The following is a 21,574-nucleotide window of genomic DNA, read 5'->3' as shown; positions in this document are numbered from 1 at the left end:
CATGACCGCAGCGAAGCTGAACATTGTCCCCTTCGTCAGCGTCGACCGCATGATGAAGCTGGTGATTGCCATTGGCGTCGAGCGCTTCCTGACCGAGCTCGCGGGCTACATCGAGGAAGATTTTCGGCGCTGGGAGCTTTTCGACAAGACGCCACGCATCGCCTCGCACAGCCATGACGGCGTCATCGAACTGATGCCGACAAGCGATGGGCGCCTCTATGGCTTCAAATACGTCAACGGCCACCCGAAGAATATGCGCCAGGGTTTGCAGACGGTCACCGCCTTCGGCGTGCTCGCCGATGTCGGCAGCGGCTACCCGATGCTGCTCACCGAGATGACCATCCTGACTGCGCTGCGCACCGCTGCTACGTCCGCTGTCGCGGCCAAGTATCTGGCACCGGGCGGCGCGCACACAATGGCCATCATCGGCAATGGCGCCCAGTCGGAATTCCAGGCGATCGCCTTCAAGGCGCTGACCGGCGTCGATCGGCTCAGGCTCTACGACATCGACCGCTCAGCCTCGATGAAATGCGCGAAGAACCTGGCTGGCATGGGATTCGACATCACCATCTGCGCAACCGGGCAGGAAGCGGTTGAAGGTGCAGGCATCATCACGACCGTTACCGCCGACAAGCAGTGCGCCACCATTCTCACCGACAACATGGTTGGCTCCGGCGTGCACATCAACGCCGTCGGCGGCGACTGCCCCGGCAAGACCGAACTGCACAGGGACATCCTGCTGCGCTCCGACATTTTCGTCGAGTTCCCGCCACAGACACGCATCGAGGGCGAGATACAGCAGCTGGATCCCGATCATCCGGTGACGGAGCTCTGGCAAGTGATTGCCGCCAAGACCCAAGGGCGCCGAGACGCCAAGCAGATCACGCTGTTCGATTCAGTCGGCTTCGCCATCGAGGATTTTTCGGCGTTGCGCTATGTGCGCGACCAGTTGCAGGTGACCGGCCTTTATGAAGAACTCGACCTTCTGGCCGATCCGGATGAGCCACGCGACCTGTTCGGCATGTTGCTGAGGGCAGCCATGCAACCGGCCGCCTGAGGGAACTATCTGTAGGACGGCACCTGTCTGGCAAACGGCAGATCGCGGATCCTCGCAGGATAGGATTGGGTAGCCGACGGGTGTCTTGGGACCCGTTGAACAGCGGCGCTGACCGCAGGAACGAAAATAGAAGAGAAGGAGGATTTTCCTGTGCGATTTCTGCACACGGTCTTCCGCAACTGCCTGATTTTGCTAACCTATCCGCCCCATCCATCACATCTATATGCCGCATCCATCATGGGCGCCACGGCCTGCGCCTCGCGGTATGTTTCGGCAGAGCGCAAAATGGGCCGGTACAACCGGCCCATCCTCAATCAATCCTCCTCAACGGGTTCCGGAATCGCATCCGGTAGGTTTTGCCGTCCAACCCGGTCGGCAACGAGCATCGAAAGCATCATCTCGACAAGGCCATTGGCGGCCCCCTTCTCGCCACCGGTAGCGCCGATCTGGATCTGCGGTACGAGCGGTAGCCTGCCATTCTCGATCGCCTCGGCGAAGCGCATGAGAACCTGCGAGTTGAGCTGATAGTCCGGGCCGCCGAAGGCCGCGACCTTCTTCTCGGTGGCCTCGGCCTCCGCCAGACCGATGGCGCGCACCCTCTCGGCATCCGCAAAACCGGTCGCCTTGATGCGTTCGGCATCGGCATGCGCGATAGCCTTGATCATGTCGGCCTCGCCCTGGCCGCCGAGGCGCACCTTCTCGGCCTCTGCCTTGGCAGTGACCTGAATGGTTTCCGCCTGCTGGCGGGTGCGGGCGAGTTGCGCCTTGCCCTCGTTCTCGCTGATCTCGATGGTAAGTGCCGACGTCGTGATCTTGGCTTGCTGTTCGGCGAGCGCCTCCTTCTCACGCAACGTGCGTTCCTGAATGGCCGCCTTCTCCTGCAATTTATAGGTCTCGACCTTTTCGACTGCGATCTGGCGTTCGCGCAGCTGGATCAGGATCTGCTCTATGCTGTTCTGGCCATTGGCAGCTCGGGGCGTACCAATCAGCACTTCCTGCAGCTCGAGGCTGTAGGTATTGAATTTTTCGCGCATCTCCTCGCCCGATTTGCGCTGGATATCGCTACGCTCCTGCAAAAGCTGGATCAGCGTCTTTGTCTGGGCGATATTCTTGAAGTAAGCAGAGACCATCGGATCGAGCGTCTGTTCGACCAGCCGCTTGATGTCACCGAAACGCTGCACCACGAGTGGCGCCTTCATATAGTCGATATGCACGACGACGGAGAGCGGCAGCACAGGCTCGAACGCATCCTTGGTGATCTACGACACTTCAGACAGGTTTTCGTCCAGCCTGTGTTCGCCAAACTGCTCCTTCGTCCATTTGAGCACGAAGTTGGTGGTCGGCACGGTGATGATTTTGCCGGCATAGGTATTGAACGCGTACTTGCCTGGCAGTAGCGGCGTTGACCAGACACCACCTGCCCCGATTTCGACCAGCTCGCCGTGACGGTATGCCTGCCCGGATATATCCGTGCCGTGGCGGCCGTTATAGGAAACGACGACACCCACCGTGCCAACGTCAATGATCGTCTTCTCGACCAGTTCGACGGTCGCGAAAATGCGATTGAGGAAGTAGCTACCGTCGGCCAGCACCTGCAGCTGCCGGCCACGGTAGCCACCGGCATTGAGAAACTTCTCCGGGTCCTGAAAATTGTTGTGGAAGTTCGGGTCGTTCGGATCGTTGGCGACGGTCGGTGCGATGATCTCGCCGTCCGGTAGGGCCGGACCGTCATGGATGGTGACGATACCGATCATGTCCTCGGCATTGTGGATGACGACTGGCTCAAAGCCGCCTCGCTCCGAGATCATGCTGGACATATTGGTAAAAAGGTTTTGTTCCGACGAGCTCAGATTAACGGCATAGATCGACTGGGCGGTCAGCACGATGAATTGTGCGAGATTGATAGCATAGGTACCTTCACGCAAGATCTTGCGTTGCGGTCCTTTCTGTCCGCCTTTTTCGAGAAAGCCACGCACATCCTGGAAATCATCGGCGTCGGTGTTGGAAGCAAGTGTCTGCGTCGGAGGCAGCGGCTTGCCATCACGGGCAAAGACATAGCCGATCTGACCCTGCGGGATGGTGACAAGATTGGCGCGATGCATCGAATATTGGAACGGCATGAAGAAATGCAGGCCACCGCGCACGACTTCCGGCTGGTAGCCTGCCTCACGGTTGAGTGCAATGAAGCCACCACTAACGGAGCCGCGAAAACTCCATAGTTTTTCCAAGATGCCGAGCCTGTCGTTTGAGATGTAGCGGACCACGCCGCTCCACCAGAACAGGATTGCCAGCACGACGACTAACACGGCTACCTCGATCGCCGTCCATTCCATCGGGCCGAGATATTGTAGGGCTTCCATTTCTTCTCTCCTATGGGCGCGCGGGTTCGTTCACCCGACGGCCACCCGGTTGGTGTTGATTGATGAAGTGGGGAGATCGCGCACCGACACGCTCGACGCGCTAAGGGCGTGTCGAACGTTTGGGCTGCTCATTGGATGGGAAAATGACCGCGCGTCCCGAGTCCCCAGTGAGGGGTGGCGTGGCCGTGAGCGATGTCACATCGGTTTTGCCTTGATAGACATAACGGAAGATGACGTAGGGATCGCGCCAACAGGTTTAAAGATATTCCGCGCGGAAATAGTATAAATATTTCCAACGCTTTCGTTACAGCTCTCGACACACCTCAACGCAGAAATCGACGAAGGCGCGCACCTTGGCCGGCGGATGCTTGCGCGAAGGGTGAAAGGCAAATAGCGGGAAGAGCTCGCCATGCCAGTCCGGAAAGAGATCGATCAAAACCCCATCCGCCAACAATTCCCCGACGCCCCAACTGATGACTTGGGTGACGCCCGTTCCAGCGATGCATTCCTCCAGCATCGATTTAGGGTCGGTGAAGGTCAGAGGTCCGCTGGTCGCAACCTCGATCGTTTCCTCGCCGCGCACGAACGCCCAGTCGAATGGCGTGCCGCTGTGTGGGTCCAGGAATTGCAGGCATCGGTGCGCTGGGAGGTCGGTGGGCTGGCCCGGTCGTCCATGGCGCTCGATATAGCGCGGGGAAGCGACGGTCAGGATCGGCGCCTCGATCAACTTGCGCGCGACCAGGGTCGAGAAACGTGGCTGTCCGAACCGAATCGCGAGGTCGATGCCATCCGACACCAGGTCCCCGAACTGCTCTTTCGACACGAACTCGATCGTCAGCTCGGGATAGCGATCGCAAAAAGCGCCGAGCCGGCCGGCCAGAACCAGCGGCAGAAAGAAGGGGTCGATGTCCACCTTGAGGCGGCCTCGTACAGCCGAGGCCGTACCAGAGGCGACAACCGCCGCATCCTCGATCGCATTCAGGTGGGGTTTTACTTCTTCGTAGAAGCGCCGGCCCTCATCGGTCAGCGACAGGGATCGCGTGGTGCGGTCGAGAAGCCGCACGCCCAGACGCGCTTCAAGCCGTCCAATGGCCCGGCTGACGCCTGAATCGGTAATGCCGATGAGCTCGGCGGCTTTGACGAAAGTGCCGCCTTCGACCACCGCCGCCAGCACGCTGACCCCGGACAAGATCCGACCATCGAACGCCATTGGTCATTCCTGATTTTCAGTCAGGAAGTATCTGACATAAGCGCACTTCATTCAAGTTCGTCCAGGAGCGATAAGGCTGGCCATACGCAATCAGCCAGCACGCATCTGGAAAGGAACAGACCATGAGCACGCCGAAGAATCCCCGCACGCTATTCAAGGGCGGCACCGTCATAACGATGGATGCCGCCGTCCCCAATCTCGCGACCGGCGACGTTCTTGTCGACAACGACCGTATCGTCTCGGTCAGTGCAAACATCCAGGCGGATGGCGCCGAAATCATCGACGCCTCGGCAAGCATCGTCATGCCGGGGCTGGTCGATGCGCATCATCACATGTGGCTTGGCGTGATGCGGCGTCTGATGCCTGACGTCGACGACCTCTTCGCCTATATCGGCGTCGTCGCCGAAACGCTCGGCGCGCATTACCGCCCGCACGACATGTCTGTCAGCACCAGCCTGACGGCCGCCGCCTCGCTCGATGCCGGCATAACGACAATCATCGACGCCTGCCACAGTTCGCGCAGCCCCGAACACACCGATGCGGCGCTCGACGCACTCAAGGGGTCCGGCATCCGCGCCCTGCACATGGTCGGCGCTGCCATGGACAAGAAGGCGTCCGCCGCGCACCTGGCCGGCGATCTCGAACGCCTCGCCCGCAACTGGAATTCCACTGGTGGTCTCGTACAGGTTGGACTGTTCGGCCAGTTCAATCTCGACTGGTGGAAGGCCGCGCGCGACCTCGACATGCGGATCCTGACCGAGTTCATCGGCGATCTCGCGAAACTGCCTGCGGAGGTGACCGAGAAGGGCTTGTTGGGCCCGCACAACATCTTCAACCATTGCACGCGCCTGCCCGAGGATACCTGGCAGCGCTTTGCCGATGCCAGGGTCAGCGTGACCGTCAATCCGCGTTCCGATGCGCTGTTTGGCTTCGATGACGAAAGCTTCGCCTATCAGCAGGCCATCGACCACGGTCTGGCGCCGGCGCTTGGCATCGACCTCGACACCGCCTTCGGCAGCGATCTGTTCGGCGAGATGCATGCGTTGTTCGGACAGCAGCGTTCGGCGATGCGCTACCGCCGCTTCCGCGGTGAAACCAACGTGCCGGCGCCGATCTCCGTCGAAGCGGTGCTGCAAGCCGCCACCATCAATGGCGCCCGTGTCGCCGGCCTTGAAGCCGCCATCGGCACGCTGACGCCCGGCAAGCAGGCCGACATCATCATGGTGCGCACCGATGGTGTCGCCGTGTTCCCGGTCACCAACGCCATCGGCACGATCGTCCAGGCGGTCGAACGCTCCGACGTCGACACCGTGATGGTCGCCGGCAAGATCCGCAAACGCGCCGGCAGACTGGTCGACATCGATCTCGCCAGGCTGGCATCCGAGGCAACCGCCTCCCGCGATTATCTGCTCGAAACCAGCGGTTATCGCACCAGCCCCTTCGGAGCCGCGGCGAAATAATCCGTCTGATCGGCGGGTCGCCCCACAAGTGGCGGCCTGTCGCCCCCACCCCATTCCATGGAGGCTGTCATGTCAGCACTCGCTACCCCTGCGCTGAACCGGTCGAATGCCGCGCCGACTCATCTTTCCCGTCCCGCGCCTGGCATCATCGCGGCACTGTTCTGTGGCTATCTCTGCGTCGGTCTGCCGCTGCCGGTGCTGCCGCTGTTTGTCCATGACAAACTCGGATTCAGCAGCCTGATCGTCGGGCTGGTCATCGGCATCCAGTTCCTGGCTACGGTGCTGACGCGCGGCTATGCCGGGCGCGTCACGGATCAGCAAGGCGGCAAGCGCGCGGCGATTCAGGGTGCGGTCGTCTGTGCGTGTGCCGGGCTCCTCTATTTCATCTCCGCGCTGCCCGGCCTGTCGCCGTCAATCAGCCTCGCCATTGTGGTTGTCGGTCGCCTGACGGCCGGGTTTGGCGAGAGCCAATTCGTCACGGGCTGCGTCTCGTGGTCGATCGCCTCGGTCGGCCCGCAGCGCGCCGGCATGTCGATGTCCTGGACCGGCATTGCGATGTTCGCAGCCCTTGCCGTTGGCGCGCCGGTCGGCATGGCGCTCTATCAGGCCTATGGGCTCGATGCCGCCATGGTTGCCTGCGTCGTGGCGCCGCTCATCGCCGCCGCAATCGCCTTTGGCTCGACCTCCTACATGACGCCCGGCGGCCAACGACTGCCCTTCTACCGCGTCGTCGGCCAGATCTGGCGCGAAGGTCTTGGCCTCATGCTGCAAGGCGTCGGCCTTTCCGGCCTCACCGCCTTTGCATCGCTCTATTTCGCCGCGCATGGCTGGGGCCATGCCGGCTTGGTGATGACCGCTTTCGGCGTCGGCTTCATTCTCATGCGGGTCTTGTTTGGACATCTGCCCGACAGGATCGGCGGCTATCGCGTCGCTCTGTGGTCCATGGTCATAGAGGCGGTAGGACAGGTCATGATCTGGAGTACGCCGCATGAGAGCCTCGCGCTGGCCGGCGCCCTCGTCACTGGACTGGGCTGCGCGCTGATCTTTCCTGCCCTTGGTGTCGAAGCCCTGAAGCGCGTCCTGCCGGCAAACAGGGGCAGTGCCATGGGTGCCTTTGTCGCCTTTCTCGATATCGCCTACGGGCTCGCCGGACCTGTCGCCGGGTTCGTGGCCGGCCAGTTCGGTTACGCTGCCGTCTACCTGCTTGGTGCAGCCAGCGCGTTGCTCGGCGTGGCATTGGTCTCCACGGCCGCACGCAGCCGCGAAAACTGATCGCCGACCAGGCACGATCGCCGCTCACCATCGCCGCCAGTTTCAAGGAGAATTGCCATGTCTCGTATCTTCATTTCCGGCTCGTCCGCCGGCCTCGGCCTGATGGCAGGCGAACTGCTCGTAAGCCAGGGCCATCAGGTCGTCCTTCACGCCCGCAACGCAGCCCGCGCCGGCGACGCCCATAAGGCTCTACCTCAAGCCGAGGCGATCGTGGAAGGCGACCTCGATACAGTTGCCGGAGCCAGGCAAGTCGCCGCGCGCGTCAATGAACTTGGCCGCTTCGATGCGGTGATCCACAATGCCGCCGTCGGCTATCGCGAAGCCCATCGCCTGACGGCCGACGGCTTGCCACACGTCTTCGCCATCAACACTTTCTCGGCCTATGTCCTGACCGCCTTGATCGAGCGACCACGCCGGCTCGTCTATCTCAGTTCAGGCATGCACCATCACGCGGATGCCAATCTCGACGACATCCTTTGGCGCAAGCGCCGCTGGAACGGTTCGACCGCCTATGCCGAGAGCAAGCTGCACGATGCGATGCTGGCATTCGCGGTGGCCCGTCGCTGGCCCGGCGTATTGTCGAACGCGCTCGAACCGGGTTGGGTGCCCACAAAAATGGGCGGCCCCGGGGCGCCCGATGATATGAAGCAGGCACACCTGACGCAGGCCTGGCTCGCTGCCAGCAACGAGCCGCAAGCCGAAGCGACCGGCCGCTATTTCTATCACTTGCGTCCACTGGCCGCCAACCGTCAGGCCGGCGACAAGGCGCTTCAGGATCGTCTGCTTGAAATCTGCGGCGAACTTTCCGGCATCACGCTGCCGGCCTGAGCCAGAATGCACGCTACGTGCCATAAACATTTGATTTTGTTAACTATGCGCCAATCCATCCAGGCAAAGGAACGTGCTCATTCCCGCCGCCGATATAATGTCCAACCAATGCCCGAAAGCCCCCAAGCTGTGGCGGCGTCGGTCCGTTCAAAGTCGAGGACACAACTCGACGAAGGCTGGACGGATTGGAACTGCTCATGAACGCCACCCTCGAGGATGAGCCAGTCTGGAGGTTGGGAGCACATTTTGTCTGCGGGCACCAATGATGCCTGGCCCCCAATACGATCGGCGAAATAATTGACGACCATTCCGGTTCGCAGATCATGACTGCTGGCGTAGGTGGTGTCGCCGCTGCGCGTCATCTGGTCCACCATCCCGGAATAGGAGCCGCGACCGTGCTCATAGAACTGAAGCAGCGACCCTATGTTGCCGACCAGCATTGCCGCCAGGGCGGCTGCGGAAAGCAAAAAGCCCCTGCCCCCCGCCTGGAAGCCACGCCCCAGAAACTCGCCAGCGATAAGCAACAGCAGCGTCCCACTGACGAGAAAGTAGCGCGGAAACTCGACATTCGGCAGATGCGCTAGTGCCATCAGCAAAGGCAGCCCGACGATCCCTATGACATAAAGGCTGGTCCGGCGATCGCGCCAAAGGCGGGCAGAAGCAAGCACCAGGCCACAAGCCGCGCCTATACAGACCCAGTCACCCAGCCACGACGGCAGGCCGAACAAATAGCGGATCATTCCGCCATATCCCTGCGCGAAAGTCTGCAGCGAAAACGGTGAAACGCCGCCGAACTGGAACCCGAACAACTGGCTGCCAAGGAGCACGCAGGCTGCGAGCGGAAGCACGGCCAAAAAGGCTGGTGCGAAAATCAGACCAACCTCGAGATTGGTGGAGGCAAGGCTGCCCGTGCGCGACCACACAAGCCATGAAGCCCAGGCGACAAGGATCACCACCGTTTCGGCCATGGTGAGATGAGACAGGAAGCCGAGCAGGACAATCGCAGCAAAAGCGATGGCTGACCCGCGATTGTCGAGTCGGCGTTCCAAAAACAGCACGGAAAGCAACGTGAACAGTACGAGGCCAGCATAGCCTCTCGCCTCGGAACCGTAGTGAACCATCGGGTAGCTCGTCGCAAACAGCACGCTGGTAGCGATGGCCGTGCGCCGCCCGCGTGAAGCCGCCACCAGGCCCGCAGCAACGACAGTGCCAACGCCCAATGCCACCGACAGGCCACGTTGAAGCAATGACGAGGCGTCGGGGCCGATCAGATATAGATAGGCTGAGTTGAGGAAATGATTGTTGTCGTGATTTATGCGCCAAAATATCTGATCGATCGAGGTCAGCGGCTCAAGCAGCGCAAAAGTCCAGATCTCATCGAGCCAGAGATCGCCGCGCGCACCCAACAGACGCAGGACCAAACCCGCTGCTGCGATCACCAACATTGCCAGCAATGACCCGGCCGACCATCGCTGGGCGGCGCCGGAGGGGGTGGTGCCAAGGCCGCGAGCAGCCCCGGCATTGCCTGGAATTGAAGCTTGTCCCAAGGCGTTCATGTCACTCTTCCCGGAACGCGCGCGCTATCTGATCGGCCAGAGGTTTCACCAGGTAGGACAACATGGTGCGACTGCCGGTGGAGAAGAACGCCTCGACGGGCATGCCCGGCGCCAGGGTAAGGCCTTTCAGTTTCTTCAGCTCCGTGCGCGGCAGGCTGACGCGAACCGTGTAGAAGCCCGCGCCGCTGCGCTCGTCGACACTGAGATCGGCGGAGATCTCGTTGACCACGCCGTTCAGTTCCGGCGTCACGCGCTGATTGAATGCCGAGAGTTTTAGGGCCACGTCCTGGCCCAGCGAGAGCTGGTCGATATCCTGTGGGGCAATGCGGGCCTCGACGGTCAGATCATCCGCCACCGGCACCACGAGCATGATCACCTCGCCCGGCGAGATGACGCCGCCGACCGTGTGGACGGCAAGCTGGTGGACCACGCCATCCTGCGGACTGCGGATGTCGATGCGCTTGAGCTGGTCCTCGGCCGAAACCTTGCGTTCGACGAATTCGGATATTTTTCCCTGAACGTCGCGGAGCTCGGTCGCAACCTCGCTACGCAGATCCTGGTCGACCTGGATGATCTGCAACCGGGTTTCTGCGATGCGGCCTTTCGATTGGGCAATCGATGCCGTCAGTTGCCCATGTTCGCCATCGAGCCGAACCGCGTCGCGCTCCAGCGCCGTCAGGCGGTCAATCGAGACGAGTTTCTTAAGCCAGAGCGTGCGGATGCTGTCGAGCTCGGTACCGATCAGTTCTGTTTCCCGGCTCTTGGCGGTCCGTTGTTCGGTAAGCCCGGAGGCTTCTTGCGAAAGTTGCGCGATGCGTTCTTCCAGCTGCGCCTTCTGTCCGGCGCGGGCCTGACGGCGAAACTCGAACAGCGACTGTTCGCCGGCCATGGCACGCGCAACGTTGGAGTCATCTCGCCTTGAAGTCAGCGAAGTTGGGAAGGCAATGGCATCTTGATCATCACGTTCGGCTTCGAGACGGGCCAGCCGAGCCTCGAATTCGTCGAGGCCCTTGGTAACGATTGCCAGGTTGGCGCGGGTGACGGTCTCATCGAGACGGATCAGAACCTGGCCGGACTTCACAGCATCACCTTCGCGCGCCAGAATGGTGCCAACCACGCCACCTGTGGGGTGCTGCACCTTCTTGACGCTGGAATCGACGACCAGCTTTCCCGGTGCGATCACGGCGCCGGAGAGCTCGGTGACCGCCGCCAGGCTGCCCGCACCACCGACGAGAAGGATGCAAGCCGCCACACCGCCAAGCAAATAGCGCCGGATGGTCCGGTCGATGGTCGGAGCCACAGCCATCAGGATGCGTTCTCCTCGGGCGCGGACACGACCTTCAACGGCACACCACCCGGACGGGTAACCTTGTTCAAGACTTCGTTCTTCGGCCCGAACGCCTGGACCCGGCCATTCGCCATGACCAGGACCTGGTCGAGGCTCGCCAGCGCGCTTGGGCGATGCGCCACCACGACGGCGATGCCGCCGCGGGCGCGAACACCCTGGATCGCCTCGGTCAAGGCGGCCTCGCCTTCGGCATCGAGGTTCGAATTGGGCTCGTCGAGGATGACCAGGAACGGATCGCCATAAAGCGCCCGCGCCAGTGCCACTCTTTGCCGCTGGCCGGCCGACAGGGCCGATCCGGCCTCGCCGATACGTGTCTCGTAGCCTTCCGGCAGATGAACGATCAGGTCGTGCACACCCGCCGCCCGGGCGGCCGACAAGATCTTGTCCGAGGGCGCCGCGGGCTCGAAACGCGCGATGTTGTCGGCAATGGTGCCGTCGAACAGCTGCACATCCTGCGGCAGATAGCCGACATGCTTGCCGAGCTCATTCGGCGACCATTGGTCAAGCGTTGCACCGTCCAGCCTGACGGCGCCGCGGCCCGGCAGCCAGATACCGGCAATTGCCCGCACCAGCGAGGATTTACCGGAAGCACTTGGGCCTATGATGCCGAGGCCGGCGCCTTTTTCCAGCGCAAAGCCGGCATCCTGCACGACCACCCGCCGCTCGCCCGGCGGCGTGACGCTTATGCCTTCGACGACAAGGGCTGAAACCGGCGCCGGCAAAGAAACGGTCGTCGCCGCCTCGGGAAGCAGTGCCAGAAGCTGGGTCAGCCGCGCCCAGGCCTGGCGGGCGGTGACGAAGCCCTTCCAGTGCGCGATGGCCAGTTCGATCGGCGCCAGCGCCCGGCCCATCATGATGGAACTCGCAATCATGATGCCGCCTGTCGCTTCCTGGTGAATGACGAGCCAGGCGCCGATCGCCAGGATGCCGGACTGCAGCATCATGCGCAGGATCTTGGAGATGGTTCCGAGGGTACCGGCCAGATCGCTGGCTTTCGCATTGGTGCTGAGATAGCCGGCGTTGATATCAGACCAACGCTCGGCGATGCGCGAACCAAAGCCCATCGCCTGCAGCACCTCGACGTTGCGCCGCGTCGCCTCGGCCAGCGTGTTGCGCGCGGCGGCCTGGCGGTTGGCTTCCTTGGCGGGCTCGCGCGTGCGAGCCTCGGCAAGCAGCGTCAGGCTGAACAGGATGATGGCGCCGGCGAGAGCCGTCATGCCGATCCAGAAATGGAAGAGGAAACAGATGCCGAGATAGAGCGGCATCCACGGCAGGTCGAAAAGCGCCGTCGGCCCCGCGCTCGACAGGAACGACCGCACCTGGTCGAGATCGCGCAGTGACTGCATGCCATCGCCCGCGAGTTTAGTCCGCAAAGGCAGCCGCATCAGTGCGGTATAGACCTGGCCGCTCAGCTGGGAATCCAGACCCATGCCGATGCGCACCAGCAGGCGCGACCGGATGAGCTCGAGCACGCCCTGGAAGACAAACAGCGTGCCGGCAAACACCGCAAGTCCGACCAGCGTCGGCACGCTGCGGCCGGGAATGACGCGGTCATAGACCTGCAGCATGAAGAACGAGCCGGTCAGCGCCAATATGTTGACGACACCGCTCATCAGCGCGATGCCGGCAAACGCACGGCGGAAGGACGCCAGAACCGTCGCGAGGGTCGTTCGCGGCGGCTCTGACGGATGGGACTGCGGCATCGCCTTCAAGTCAATTCCAGTTCAGGCATCAGGCGGCGATGAACTGGAAATCGTCCTGATGAAGATTTGCCAACGCAACATTCTTCAGGGTCAGCACATTGCTGGCGTCATGGGTGATCACCGTGTCGGTGCCGACCTGAGAGGCAGCGGCGAGGACCGAGGCGAAGTCGGCGAAGACGTCGTTCTCAAATTCAATGATGTCCTCCGTTCCGGGCCCGGCAACAAAGTCATTGATCTCCTGGGCACCGAAATTCGGACCAAAGACGAATGTGTCGCCCCCTTCCGTGACCTCGATCGTCACGTGGACGCCATTGGGCGTCATGGTCTGATCGGTATGGTCGGCATCGTGCAGGCCGTAAGTCAAGGTATCGGTGCCGGTGAAGCCTTCGTCCGGCTGGTAGACATAGGAGTCCGCAGCGCTGCTCCAGGAGACGGTCCCATGTTCCGGCTGCACCCAGATGTAGTGCTCGGCATTAGCCCCAGTCGGAATGACGTCGTTGGCCATCAGGTTCAGGACGATCGGCGTGTCTTCCCTTGTCGACAACGCATCGTCATTGCCAACCCATTCTTCAGGGTCGACCTCGCCTTGCGTGACATCGATGGTCACATGCACGCCGTTGGGCGTCATGGTCTGATCGAGATGATCGGCGTCGTGCAGCCCGTAGGTCAACGTGTCGGTGCCGACAAACCCGGCATCCGGCTCATAGACATAGGAATTGTCGGCGCTGCTCCAGTAGACAGTGCCGTGTTCGGGCTGCACCCAGATGAAATGCTCGGCGTTCGCGCCGACCGGGATCAGGTCATTGGCCATGAGGTTAAGCACAAGCGCCGTGCCTTCCGTCGTGGATAGCGCATCGTCGGTGCCAATCCATTCGGCCGGCTGAGCTGGCCCAATCGTCAAAGAGAGCGTATCCGACACATGCAGTGTGCCATCGGAAGCGGTGACCGTGATGTCGATCACGCCTTCGGAACCCGACGGTGGCTCGCCCGACAGAGCGCGTGTTGCGGCGTCGAACGTCAGCCAGGACGGCAGAGCTGACCCGTTGGCCAACTTTGCCGAAAGCACGAGCGACTGGCCGTCCGGATCGGAGAAGGTGTTCGCCGGCAGGACAGCGCTGAAAGGCGCACCTTCCGAGGTCTCGTAGTCCGGCAATCCATTGGCCAAAATCGGAGACTGATTGTCATGAGCCCGAGTCACGATATCGGACCTGGTCCAAGTTGTTCCGTCGGCGAAGACGATCTTTTCCACACCCTGATAGGATGAGTCATTGAGGCTGTTCTTGAGCAGCACCGAACCGCCGTCACCCGCACCCGGCGCACTCCCGGCGATCACCACCGTCACGTCATTGCCGTTGCGCACCAAGGAGACGGCAGCCGGATTGAGATCGCTGAACACCAGCCGGTCGTTAGAGCCGTTCCATGTATCCTCGGTGATGGTGTCGTTGCCATCGCCACGGGCGTAAACATAAGTGTCGTCGCCACCAGCCCCGTTCAGCGTGTCGTTCCCGGCCTTGCCCCGGATCGTGTCGGCAGTGTTGAAACCGGAGATGGTGTCGTTGCCGGCTGTGGCCGCCTGGTCGAGCAGCGCGATCCGGATATCGGCCCGGGTCCAGATGGTGCTATTGGCGAAGACGATCTTCTCCACGCCCTGCTGGGAAGAGTCGTCAAGGCTGTTCTTGAGCAGCACCGAGCCGCCGTCGCCCGCACCCGGCGCGCTCTCAGCGATCACCACCGTCACATCATTGCCGTTGCGCGCCAAGGAGACGGCAGCCGGATTGATGTCGGTGAAGATCAGCTGGTCGTTCGAGCCGCTCCAGGTATTCTCGGTGATGGTGTCATAGCCGCCGCCGCGGGCATAGCGGAACGCATCGTCACCCGCGAACCCGACAAGAGCGTCATTGCCTGTTGTACTGGTCAGCAGCATGTCGCGCAGTTGGGCCCTGTTCCACGACGTTCCGTCGGCGAAGGTGATCACGTCGACGCCCTGCTGGGAAGAATCCTCGAGGCTGTTCTTGAGCAGCACCGAGCCGCTGTCGCCGGCACCCGGCGCGCTCTCTGCGATCACCACGGTGACATCATTGCCGTTGCGTACCAAGTTAATATTGGCTGGGTTGATGTCGGTGAACACGAGCCGATCGTTGGAGCCGCTCCAGGTGTTCTCGGTGATGGTGTCGTTGCCGTCACCACGCGCATAGACGTAAGTGTCATCGCCGCCGGCCCCATTCAGCATGTCATTGCCGGCTCTGCCCCGGATTGTATCGGCAGTGTTGAAGCCGGTGAGTATGTCGCTACCGGAAGTCGCAGCCTGATCCAGCAGGAACTGACGCACTTGGCCTCTGGTCCATGCAGTGCCATCGGCGAAGACGATCTTGTCGACGCCCTGGCCATTGTTGTCGTCGAGACTATTCTTCAGCAGCACCGAACCGCCATCGCCAGCGCCGGGCGTACTTTCGGCGATCACCACCGTCACGTCGTTGCCGTTGCGCACCAGCGTCACGTCGGACGCATTGAGATCGGTGAACATCAGCCTGTCGTTGGTGCCGTTCCAGGTATCCTCAATGATGGTGTCGTTACCATCGCCACGGGCATAGACATACGTGTCATCGCCGCCGGCGCCGTTCAACGCATCGTTGCCCTTGCCTCCATGCATTATCCCCGAAGCGACGCTACCGACCAGAACGTCGTCACCATCCGTTGCGGAATCGGACACCGACATTTGCCGAAGAATGTCTCCATTCCAAGAGGTGCCGTTGTCGAAGTCGATGGCTTCGATGCCATACTGGTCGTAGTGAAGGTTGCCGTTTTGGGGTGCAGCGACGGTCAGGCTACCCGCGTCGCCGGCACCAGGAGCACTCTCGGCGATCTGGATGACAAGGCTGCCATTCAGGCGTGAGAAGCTGACTTTCGCCGGATCGACGTTGTGCAACCGAATCCGGTCGTTCGAACCTGTTTCGACCTGCGTCTCGAAGATCGCATCGTTGCCGTCGCCGCGCGTATAGTCATAAATGTCATTGCCGAGACCACCGGTCAGTGTGTCGTTGCCCGCGCCTCCAACCAGCGTGTCATTGCCGAGATAGCCGTCGAGCGTGTCGTTGCCCAATCCACCCAGCAATGTGTCATTGCCGGACCGTCCGTCGAGGAAATCGTTGCCTGCGCCGCCGGCGAGCCAATTGCCGGACGCATCGCCGTGAATCTCGTCGTCGAAGGCAGTACCGACGACGTTTTCAAGGGCTCGCAAGGTAGCGACAAGCCGTAAGGTTCCAACCTGCAGCGAAGGACCGTCGCTCGTCTTCGCCTCGCCCTGGTTCTCGACGAGATCGACGCGGATGGCCGCGCCAAAGTTTTCGAACGTCGCCGTGTCGGTGCCGGCTCCACCGTCGAGAGCATCGACATCGCCCGGCTCGGCAATGCTCAGCGAAAGCGTGTCATTGCCGGTATCGCCGAAGATCAGGTCGGCCCCGCCCTTGCCGTCGATGAAATCGTTGCCGCCACCGCCTTCGAGCCGCTGATCCAGATATGAGCCGATCAGTGTCTCGTTGCCGGTGCTTCCTGCGAAGAAAACGGAGCCCTCCTGGGCCCAGAAGCGGATGTCTTCACGATTCCAGACGGTGCCATCGGCAAACTCAAACCGATCGAGACCCATGCCCGTCGATCGCGACCAGAAAGCGGCTTGATCGGTAATTCGCTGCCCGGAGGGCAGGATATCGATGTAAAGACTATATCCGTCCGTCGAGAGCCTGACATCGTCCGGATTGATCCCTCCGAGGACCAAAGTATCGATCTCCGCGAGCGAGCGAGAAGCGTCGTTGATGAGGTCGTTACCGTCACCGAGATTGTAGATGAACCTGTCGCTTCCAGTATTTCCTTGATAAAACGCGGAGATGATCTGATCGTCTCCTAGACCACCGAAAAAGGTATCGTCGGCGACGTCTGTGCTCAGAAGTGTGTCGTTGGTGTTGGTGCCCCGGTACCAGACGTTGTTTCGAAGGGCCTGTCTGTCCCAGACGACGCCGTTGGCGAATTGCACGACATCGACGCCCTGCCCGCCGGAGCCCCAGAAGAAACCCTCATTGGTGATCGTCTGCCCGGTCATGATGTCCTTGATGAGCAGGTCGTTGCCGGATTTCGAGATTTCGACTTCATCGTCGTTGATGTCGGTGAGCACGAGCCGGTCGATTTCGGCGGTCGATTGAGACCCGTCGAAGATCAGGTCGTTACCGTCGCCACGGCCATAGACAAACGTGTCGCTGCCGTTTGCAATACCGCTGTTGCCGCCGCCACGGACGTTCGCGGAAACGATGATATCGTCGCCAAGGCCACCATAGAAAGTCTGGCCCCACGCCGAATTGTCCTGCAACCAGTCGCGCGCGCTCGTGCCGCGCAGCCAGGCTGCCTCGGCATGCGACCGCATTTGCGACCGGTTCCAGATGACACCGTCGGCGAACTCGATCTGGTCGATGCCTGAGCCTGTCGTCCCATTGAGATACAGAAAATCCTCGCTGGTGATCGTTTCGTTCGTCTCCAGCATCCTGACGACCAGGCTTGTACCGCTGAAGGAGAGCTCTACCCCGTCCGAATTTATGTCGGACAGAACCAGCCGGTCTATTTCTGTCAACGATGCGGAGGAGTCGGAGATGACATCGTTTCCATCCCCCAGGCGATAGCGGAAGGTATCGCTTCCCGTATCACCGCCGCCGAACACTATTCCACGATAGACTCCAGCCTGGATGAAATCGTCGCCCTTGCCGCCATCGAATGTGTCGCTGTCGACGCTCGAATCCATCAGCGTATCCGAGCCGTCTCCGCCAATCAGTTGGTCGGTTCCGGCTCCGCCTATCAGCGTGTCGTTTCCCGCACCGCCATAGAGCAGATCGTTGCCATTGCCGCCATTGAGGTAGTCATTGCCGTGGGCGCCGGAGAGAGAGAATATGAACGCCGATGTCTCGAACGGTTCGTCACCGAAGAGCTGGTCGTTGCCGTCGCCTCCAAGAATGGAGTCATTGCCCCTGCCGCCAACGATTATGTCGTTGCCAGCAAGACTATCAATTGAATTGTTGCCGTCGATAACCCCGGCATACATGGCGCGGTCTGCCGATATGACATCATCGTAATGGTCATTGAGGTTATTGTCGCGATATCCAGTGATGGAATCATGTGGACCCGCGTTAGGATTGCCGACGATTGCCCCGGTATTCCCAAACTCATCCGTAAAATAAGCCCATTGGATGTTTCCATTGACGTATAGAGACGACGTCTCAAAATGGCGGCCGAGGTAATCTTCCCCTGTCTTGTGGAAGATCTGCTCTCTGTTCAGCGTCGTCCCGCCAGCGAAAGTGATCTGATCGACGCCGTATGCGGTCAATCCCCAATCATCGACAAGATTGTCCGCGCCCGTGAAAAATTTGTCGACCGATATGACTTCTCCGGTCGATTCAACACCTATCTGCAGACTATCTCCGGCGTACGAGAATTTTACGTCGCTGACATAGACGTCTTTGAGAATAAGCCTGTCGACATCGGTCGGGTTGTTGACGTTATCGACGATGTAATCGCTGCCATCCCCTTTCTTCCAGATATAGGTATCGGCGCCGGTGCCGCCATCCATGGTGTCGTTGCCGCGGCTGCTGGTGAAGGTGTCATTGAGGGCCGAACCGGAAAGGCCGTTCGCCTTGTCGTCGCCACGGATCCAGGCCTCCTTGACGATCGTCTGGCGGTCCCACACGGCACCGCTCGCGAACTGAATCCTGTCGATACCCCAGCCATGATCGTTCCAGTCGTTCAACTGGTTCGGAGCGCCGCTCTGGTAGAAGAACATCTGGTCGGTGATGATTTCGCCGGTCGCGAGAATCTTGATGGTCAGCGCGTTGCCGACACGCGACAACTCGACATCGGACGGCATGAGATTGGCAAGCACGAGCTTGTCGATCTCCGTCTTGACGCCGCTGGTGTCGGTGATGAAGTCGAACCCGTCGCCGGCGGCATACAGGATCGTGTCGTTGCCGGCGCCGATCCTGATTTCGTCATCGCCCTTGCCGCCCTGCAGGACGTCGTTGAGCGGCGAATCCTGGACGAGATTGTCGCGACCGTCGCCGACAGTGGTGGTGTGGCTGCGGATCGCCTCGCGGTCCATCAGCGAACCATCGGCGAAACGGATCTGATCGATGCCGAAATTCTTCTCACCCCAGTTGGCGAAGAAATTCTCCGATATGATCTTCTCGTTCGAGCCGGAAATCTTCAGGATCAGCGTGTCGCCGATCCGCTCGAAAGTCAGGTCCGTTGCCGCCAGATTGGTGAGGAACAGAGTGTCTTTTTCAACCAACGACGCCGAGCTGTCGCGGATGTAGTCGGTGCCGTCGCCGCGCGTATAGACGAACAGGTCGCTGCCGGCTCCAGAGACCAGCAAATCGTCGCCCTTTCCGCCAATGAACACATTGTCGCCGTCGCCACGGACCATGCCGTCCGCGCCCTCGGTACCAAGAGCTGCTGTTCCGCCGGCGATTTCGGTGGCGATCAGCCGCAAATCGTGATCGGCAATCGTCGACAGCACGGTGTTGGCCGTCGTCAGATAGGCGGCGCGGTCGCCTTCAAATACAGCTGAAACGACCCCGTCCAGCCCGGCGATCGTCTTGACCAGATAGCTTGCCGCCGCGCCGGCCGCTTCAGGAATCATCCCCTTGATGAGGTCGAGCACCATACCGACATTGCCGGGCGTTTCCGGCGGCTGCGTGCCTGCCGGCCATTCGTGCCGGAAATCGAGCAAGGCATAGAAGAAATAGGGGCTTTCCAGCGCCGACAGCAAATCGCCACCACGCGCGATCGTGCTTCCGGCCGTTTGAGCCAGGAACGCCGTCAGCATCACGTCGACAATCTGGTTGAAGCTCGCCTCGATGTTGGCGCCGAACTGCTGCGTCGTCGGTGAGGTCGTGAGCTGCGTGCCATTCCAGGTTTCCCTGTACTGGACGCCGAAGAATTCCTCGACGAAAGCCAGATGCTGAGCGTCCACATATTGCCCGCGCCCGCCCTCAGCCACCCCATCCACGGACGCCCAGCGCAGCAGCAGATCCTCGAAAGCAGCACGCAACTGCTCCGGCGACAGTGTCGCCGCTGCGTCGGTCAATGCGTTCCAGTCAGCCTTGAACGCGGCATCCTGCGTCGCCTTCCAGGCGATCGAATTGATCTGGCCAGAACCCGACAACTGCGGCAGCTTGTCGACGCCTTCGGCCGGCGTGAAATTGGGCGTGTTGTCGGCGCGCGTATCCTGCCGGTCGGTCTGGAAGTAGATGGTCTGCGCGGATCCGGTCGTGCCGTCCGCCCGAGTGAACAGGCCCTCGTAGCCGACATCATGGCCGGCGTTCGTGCCGGCAACATCGGTTCGTGTCAACGAAATCGAGACGATGCCAGCCTCGGCCAGCGTCATCATCTCGCCAGCGTCGGCAACACCATCCTGGTCGAGGTCTCGCCAGACCCGGAGCGTGCTGAACACTTCGTCGGACGCGTCGATCTTGCCGTCGCCATTCGTGTCGAAAGTCTCCAGGACGGCAAAGCCGTCCTGCGTGGACGAGCCAAAGAGTTCCGAGGCGCCGTCTACCGAACCATTGCCGTTGGCGTCTCGGACCAGGATCCCATCATCAGCCGATACCCAGCCGGTACGCTCGGCGAAGCCGTCACCATCGTAATCGAAATGGACTGTTGAGCCGGCGAGTGGCGAGAGGTGGATGCCGTCGCCGTTGAGGTCGAGAATGAGGGGATCGTGCTTGTCGTTGAAAAGCGGTGACGTGATTTTCAATATCGTAGAAATAAAATCATTGCCTAGCGCCCCGAAAGCATCAGAAGCAAAGTAAATAATAGCCGCAGTAACTGCTATACCGACAATTTCCGGCGCCAATGCCACTCCTAACGACGTTGCCGCAAAAGAAACTATCAAATCTGTTATCAATGGCGCCCATAAGGATGACACATATTGGCCAGTATAAGAGCCACCCCAGGAACCAACCAATGCTCCTATATTTTCCGCTATATTTATGAATGGCTCGGAGCCCGGCGGCAGATTGCTGCCGTCGTGGGTCGCTTGAGCGAGGGCGCCGAACGTGTCGGCCATATAACCGACGGTTATCGCGACCTGATTCCAGCCGGGTGAGAGAGGGAGCCTAACGCTAAGAGCCAAAGCAATTGCGGAAACACCGTTAGCCAGGTTCGCTGAAATCGAGTATTTTTCCGTCGCATCAAACGGATTCGGATCGTTGGACAGGGGCATACCTAACTTATCTCCATGATCCAATGGCAATTGATGCCGAGACGGCCGCTAAGTATGTAACCAATGCAGAAGCAGCAATGTACGTAAGCGATTTATCAATATTGATAAGATCAAAACACAGATGCTGTCCTGGAAATAAACTGGGCGGCAAAGCGATGAAACTCAGCGTAGTATAAGAAATAAGAAAAATTACGATAGAAATGGAGCCGTTTATAAAGCTTATCTGAATACGCTGCTTTTTTGGTTTTCCGGTTAAGGCAATCAACAGAAAACAAATAGATAAAAAAAACGTAAAAAAAATGTGAACGGCAAATGATACCTGTATACGCTTAGAAATAATTCCGCAATTAACATTTACAAAGTAGTAATCTCTGACAATATTTTGAACGTAACTATTTGGAATTAAGGCAAAAACTGCTAATATAGCAATAAAAACAACCAAAATCCCGAGCAGTGAGCATCTCAAATCTTTTAGCGAAATTTCTGGATACATTCAGGTCAACCCCTGACTGTTTCAGTCAGCAAC

10 protein-coding genes and 1 pseudogene are annotated in these 21,574 nt (G+C 60.3%); 4 read left to right on the top strand and 7 right to left on the bottom strand.

Annotation, left to right across the window (positions count from 1 at the left end; translation table 11 throughout):
* The first annotated feature begins 1 nt into the window (after nt 1).
* On the top strand, nt 2-1,057 hold the full coding sequence (locus DBIPINDM_RS36095; protein WP_258583716.1) for an ornithine cyclodeaminase: 1,056 nt from the start codon (nt 2-4) through the stop codon (nt 1,055-1,057).
* Between the two features lie 314 nt (nt 1,058-1,371).
* Here the strand turns inward: DBIPINDM_RS36095 and DBIPINDM_RS36090 are convergent.
* A pseudogene (locus tag DBIPINDM_RS36090) lies at nt 1,372-3,417 on the bottom strand (SPFH domain-containing protein).
* A 304-nt stretch (nt 3,418-3,721) separates the two neighbouring features.
* A complete protein-coding gene (locus DBIPINDM_RS36085; RefSeq protein WP_258583715.1) occupies nt 3,722-4,627 on the bottom strand; it encodes a LysR family transcriptional regulator in 906 nt (301 codons plus the stop codon).
* A 122-nt stretch (nt 4,628-4,749) separates the two neighbouring features.
* Here DBIPINDM_RS36085 and DBIPINDM_RS36080 point away from each other — a divergent pair, with 122 nt between their 5' ends.
* The 3 genes from DBIPINDM_RS36080 to DBIPINDM_RS36070 all read left to right on the top strand — a co-directional run bounded on the left by DBIPINDM_RS36080 (nt 4,750) and on the right by DBIPINDM_RS36070 (nt 8,187).
* Nucleotides 4,750-6,087 carry an amidohydrolase family protein gene (locus tag DBIPINDM_RS36080; protein WP_258583714.1) on the top strand — a complete coding sequence of 446 codons (1,338 nt, stop codon included), beginning with the start codon at nt 4,750-4,752 and terminating at the stop codon, nt 6,085-6,087.
* Nucleotides 6,088-6,156: 69 nt separating this feature from the next.
* Nucleotides 6,157-7,359 carry an arabinose transporter gene (locus DBIPINDM_RS36075; RefSeq protein WP_258583713.1) on the top strand — a complete coding sequence of 401 codons (1,203 nt, stop codon included), beginning with the start codon at nt 6,157-6,159 and terminating at the stop codon, nt 7,357-7,359.
* Between the two features lie 57 nt (nt 7,360-7,416).
* Entirely contained in the window at nt 7,417-8,187 is a 771-nt protein-coding gene (locus tag DBIPINDM_RS36070) for an SDR family NAD(P)-dependent oxidoreductase (RefSeq protein WP_258583712.1), read from the top strand.
* 77 nt (nt 8,188-8,264) lie between these two features.
* Here DBIPINDM_RS36070 and DBIPINDM_RS36065 read toward each other — a convergent pair whose 3' ends face one another.
* From DBIPINDM_RS36065 to DBIPINDM_RS36025, 5 genes are all read right to left on the bottom strand, one after another.
* Nucleotides 8,265-9,743, bottom strand: coding sequence for a hypothetical protein (locus DBIPINDM_RS36065; protein ID WP_258583711.1), 1,479 nt, complete (start codon nt 9,741-9,743; stop codon nt 8,265-8,267).
* Between the two features lies 1 nt (nt 9,744).
* Entirely contained in the window at nt 9,745-11,049 is a 1,305-nt protein-coding gene (locus DBIPINDM_RS36060; RefSeq protein WP_258583710.1) for an HlyD family type I secretion periplasmic adaptor subunit, read from the bottom strand.
* Nucleotides 11,049-12,794, bottom strand: coding sequence for a type I secretion system permease/ATPase (locus DBIPINDM_RS36055; protein ID WP_258589427.1), 1,746 nt, complete (start codon nt 12,792-12,794; stop codon nt 11,049-11,051). Before DBIPINDM_RS36055 ends, DBIPINDM_RS36060 begins: the two co-directional genes overlap by 1 nt.
* A gap of 28 nt (nt 12,795-12,822) precedes the next feature.
* Nucleotides 12,823-20,580, bottom strand: coding sequence for a calcium-binding protein (locus DBIPINDM_RS43280; RefSeq protein WP_263013271.1), 7,758 nt, complete (start codon nt 20,578-20,580; stop codon nt 12,823-12,825).
* Nucleotides 20,581-21,055: 475 nt separating this feature from the next.
* A complete protein-coding gene (locus DBIPINDM_RS36025) occupies nt 21,056-21,541 on the bottom strand; it encodes a hypothetical protein (RefSeq protein WP_258583709.1) in 486 nt (161 codons plus the stop codon).
* Nucleotides 21,542-21,574 lie beyond the last annotated feature (33 nt).

The sequence above is a fragment of the Mesorhizobium sp. AR02 genome (genome assembly GCF_024746835.1).
Taxonomy (GTDB): Bacteria; Pseudomonadota; Alphaproteobacteria; order Rhizobiales; family Rhizobiaceae; genus Mesorhizobium.
This window is presented reverse-complemented; position numbering and strand designations above follow the sequence as displayed.

Excerpts from the sequence above, each read along its gene's own strand:
- DBIPINDM_RS36065 (WP_258583711.1), bottom strand. The coding sequence starts at position 9,743 with ATGAACGCCTTGGGACAAGCTTCAATTCCAGGCAATGCCGGGGCTGCT.
- DBIPINDM_RS36025 (WP_258583709.1), bottom strand. The coding sequence starts at position 21,541 with ATGTATCCAGAAATTTCGCTAAAAGATTTGAGATGCTCACTGCTCGGG.
- DBIPINDM_RS36055 (WP_258589427.1), bottom strand. The coding sequence starts at position 12,794 with ATGCCGCAGTCCCATCCGTCAGAGCCGCCGCGAACGACCCTCGCGACG.
- DBIPINDM_RS36095 (WP_258583716.1), top strand. The coding sequence starts at position 2 with ATGACCGCAGCGAAGCTGAACATTGTCCCCTTCGTCAGCGTCGACCGC.
- DBIPINDM_RS36080 (WP_258583714.1), top strand. The coding sequence starts at position 4,750 with ATGAGCACGCCGAAGAATCCCCGCACGCTATTCAAGGGCGGCACCGTC.
- DBIPINDM_RS36060 (WP_258583710.1), bottom strand. The coding sequence starts at position 11,049 with ATGGCTGTGGCTCCGACCATCGACCGGACCATCCGGCGCTATTTGCTT.
- DBIPINDM_RS36085 (WP_258583715.1), bottom strand. The coding sequence starts at position 4,627 with ATGGCGTTCGATGGTCGGATCTTGTCCGGGGTCAGCGTGCTGGCGGCG.
- DBIPINDM_RS36070 (WP_258583712.1), top strand. The coding sequence starts at position 7,417 with ATGTCTCGTATCTTCATTTCCGGCTCGTCCGCCGGCCTCGGCCTGATG.
- DBIPINDM_RS36075 (WP_258583713.1), top strand. The coding sequence starts at position 6,157 with ATGTCAGCACTCGCTACCCCTGCGCTGAACCGGTCGAATGCCGCGCCG.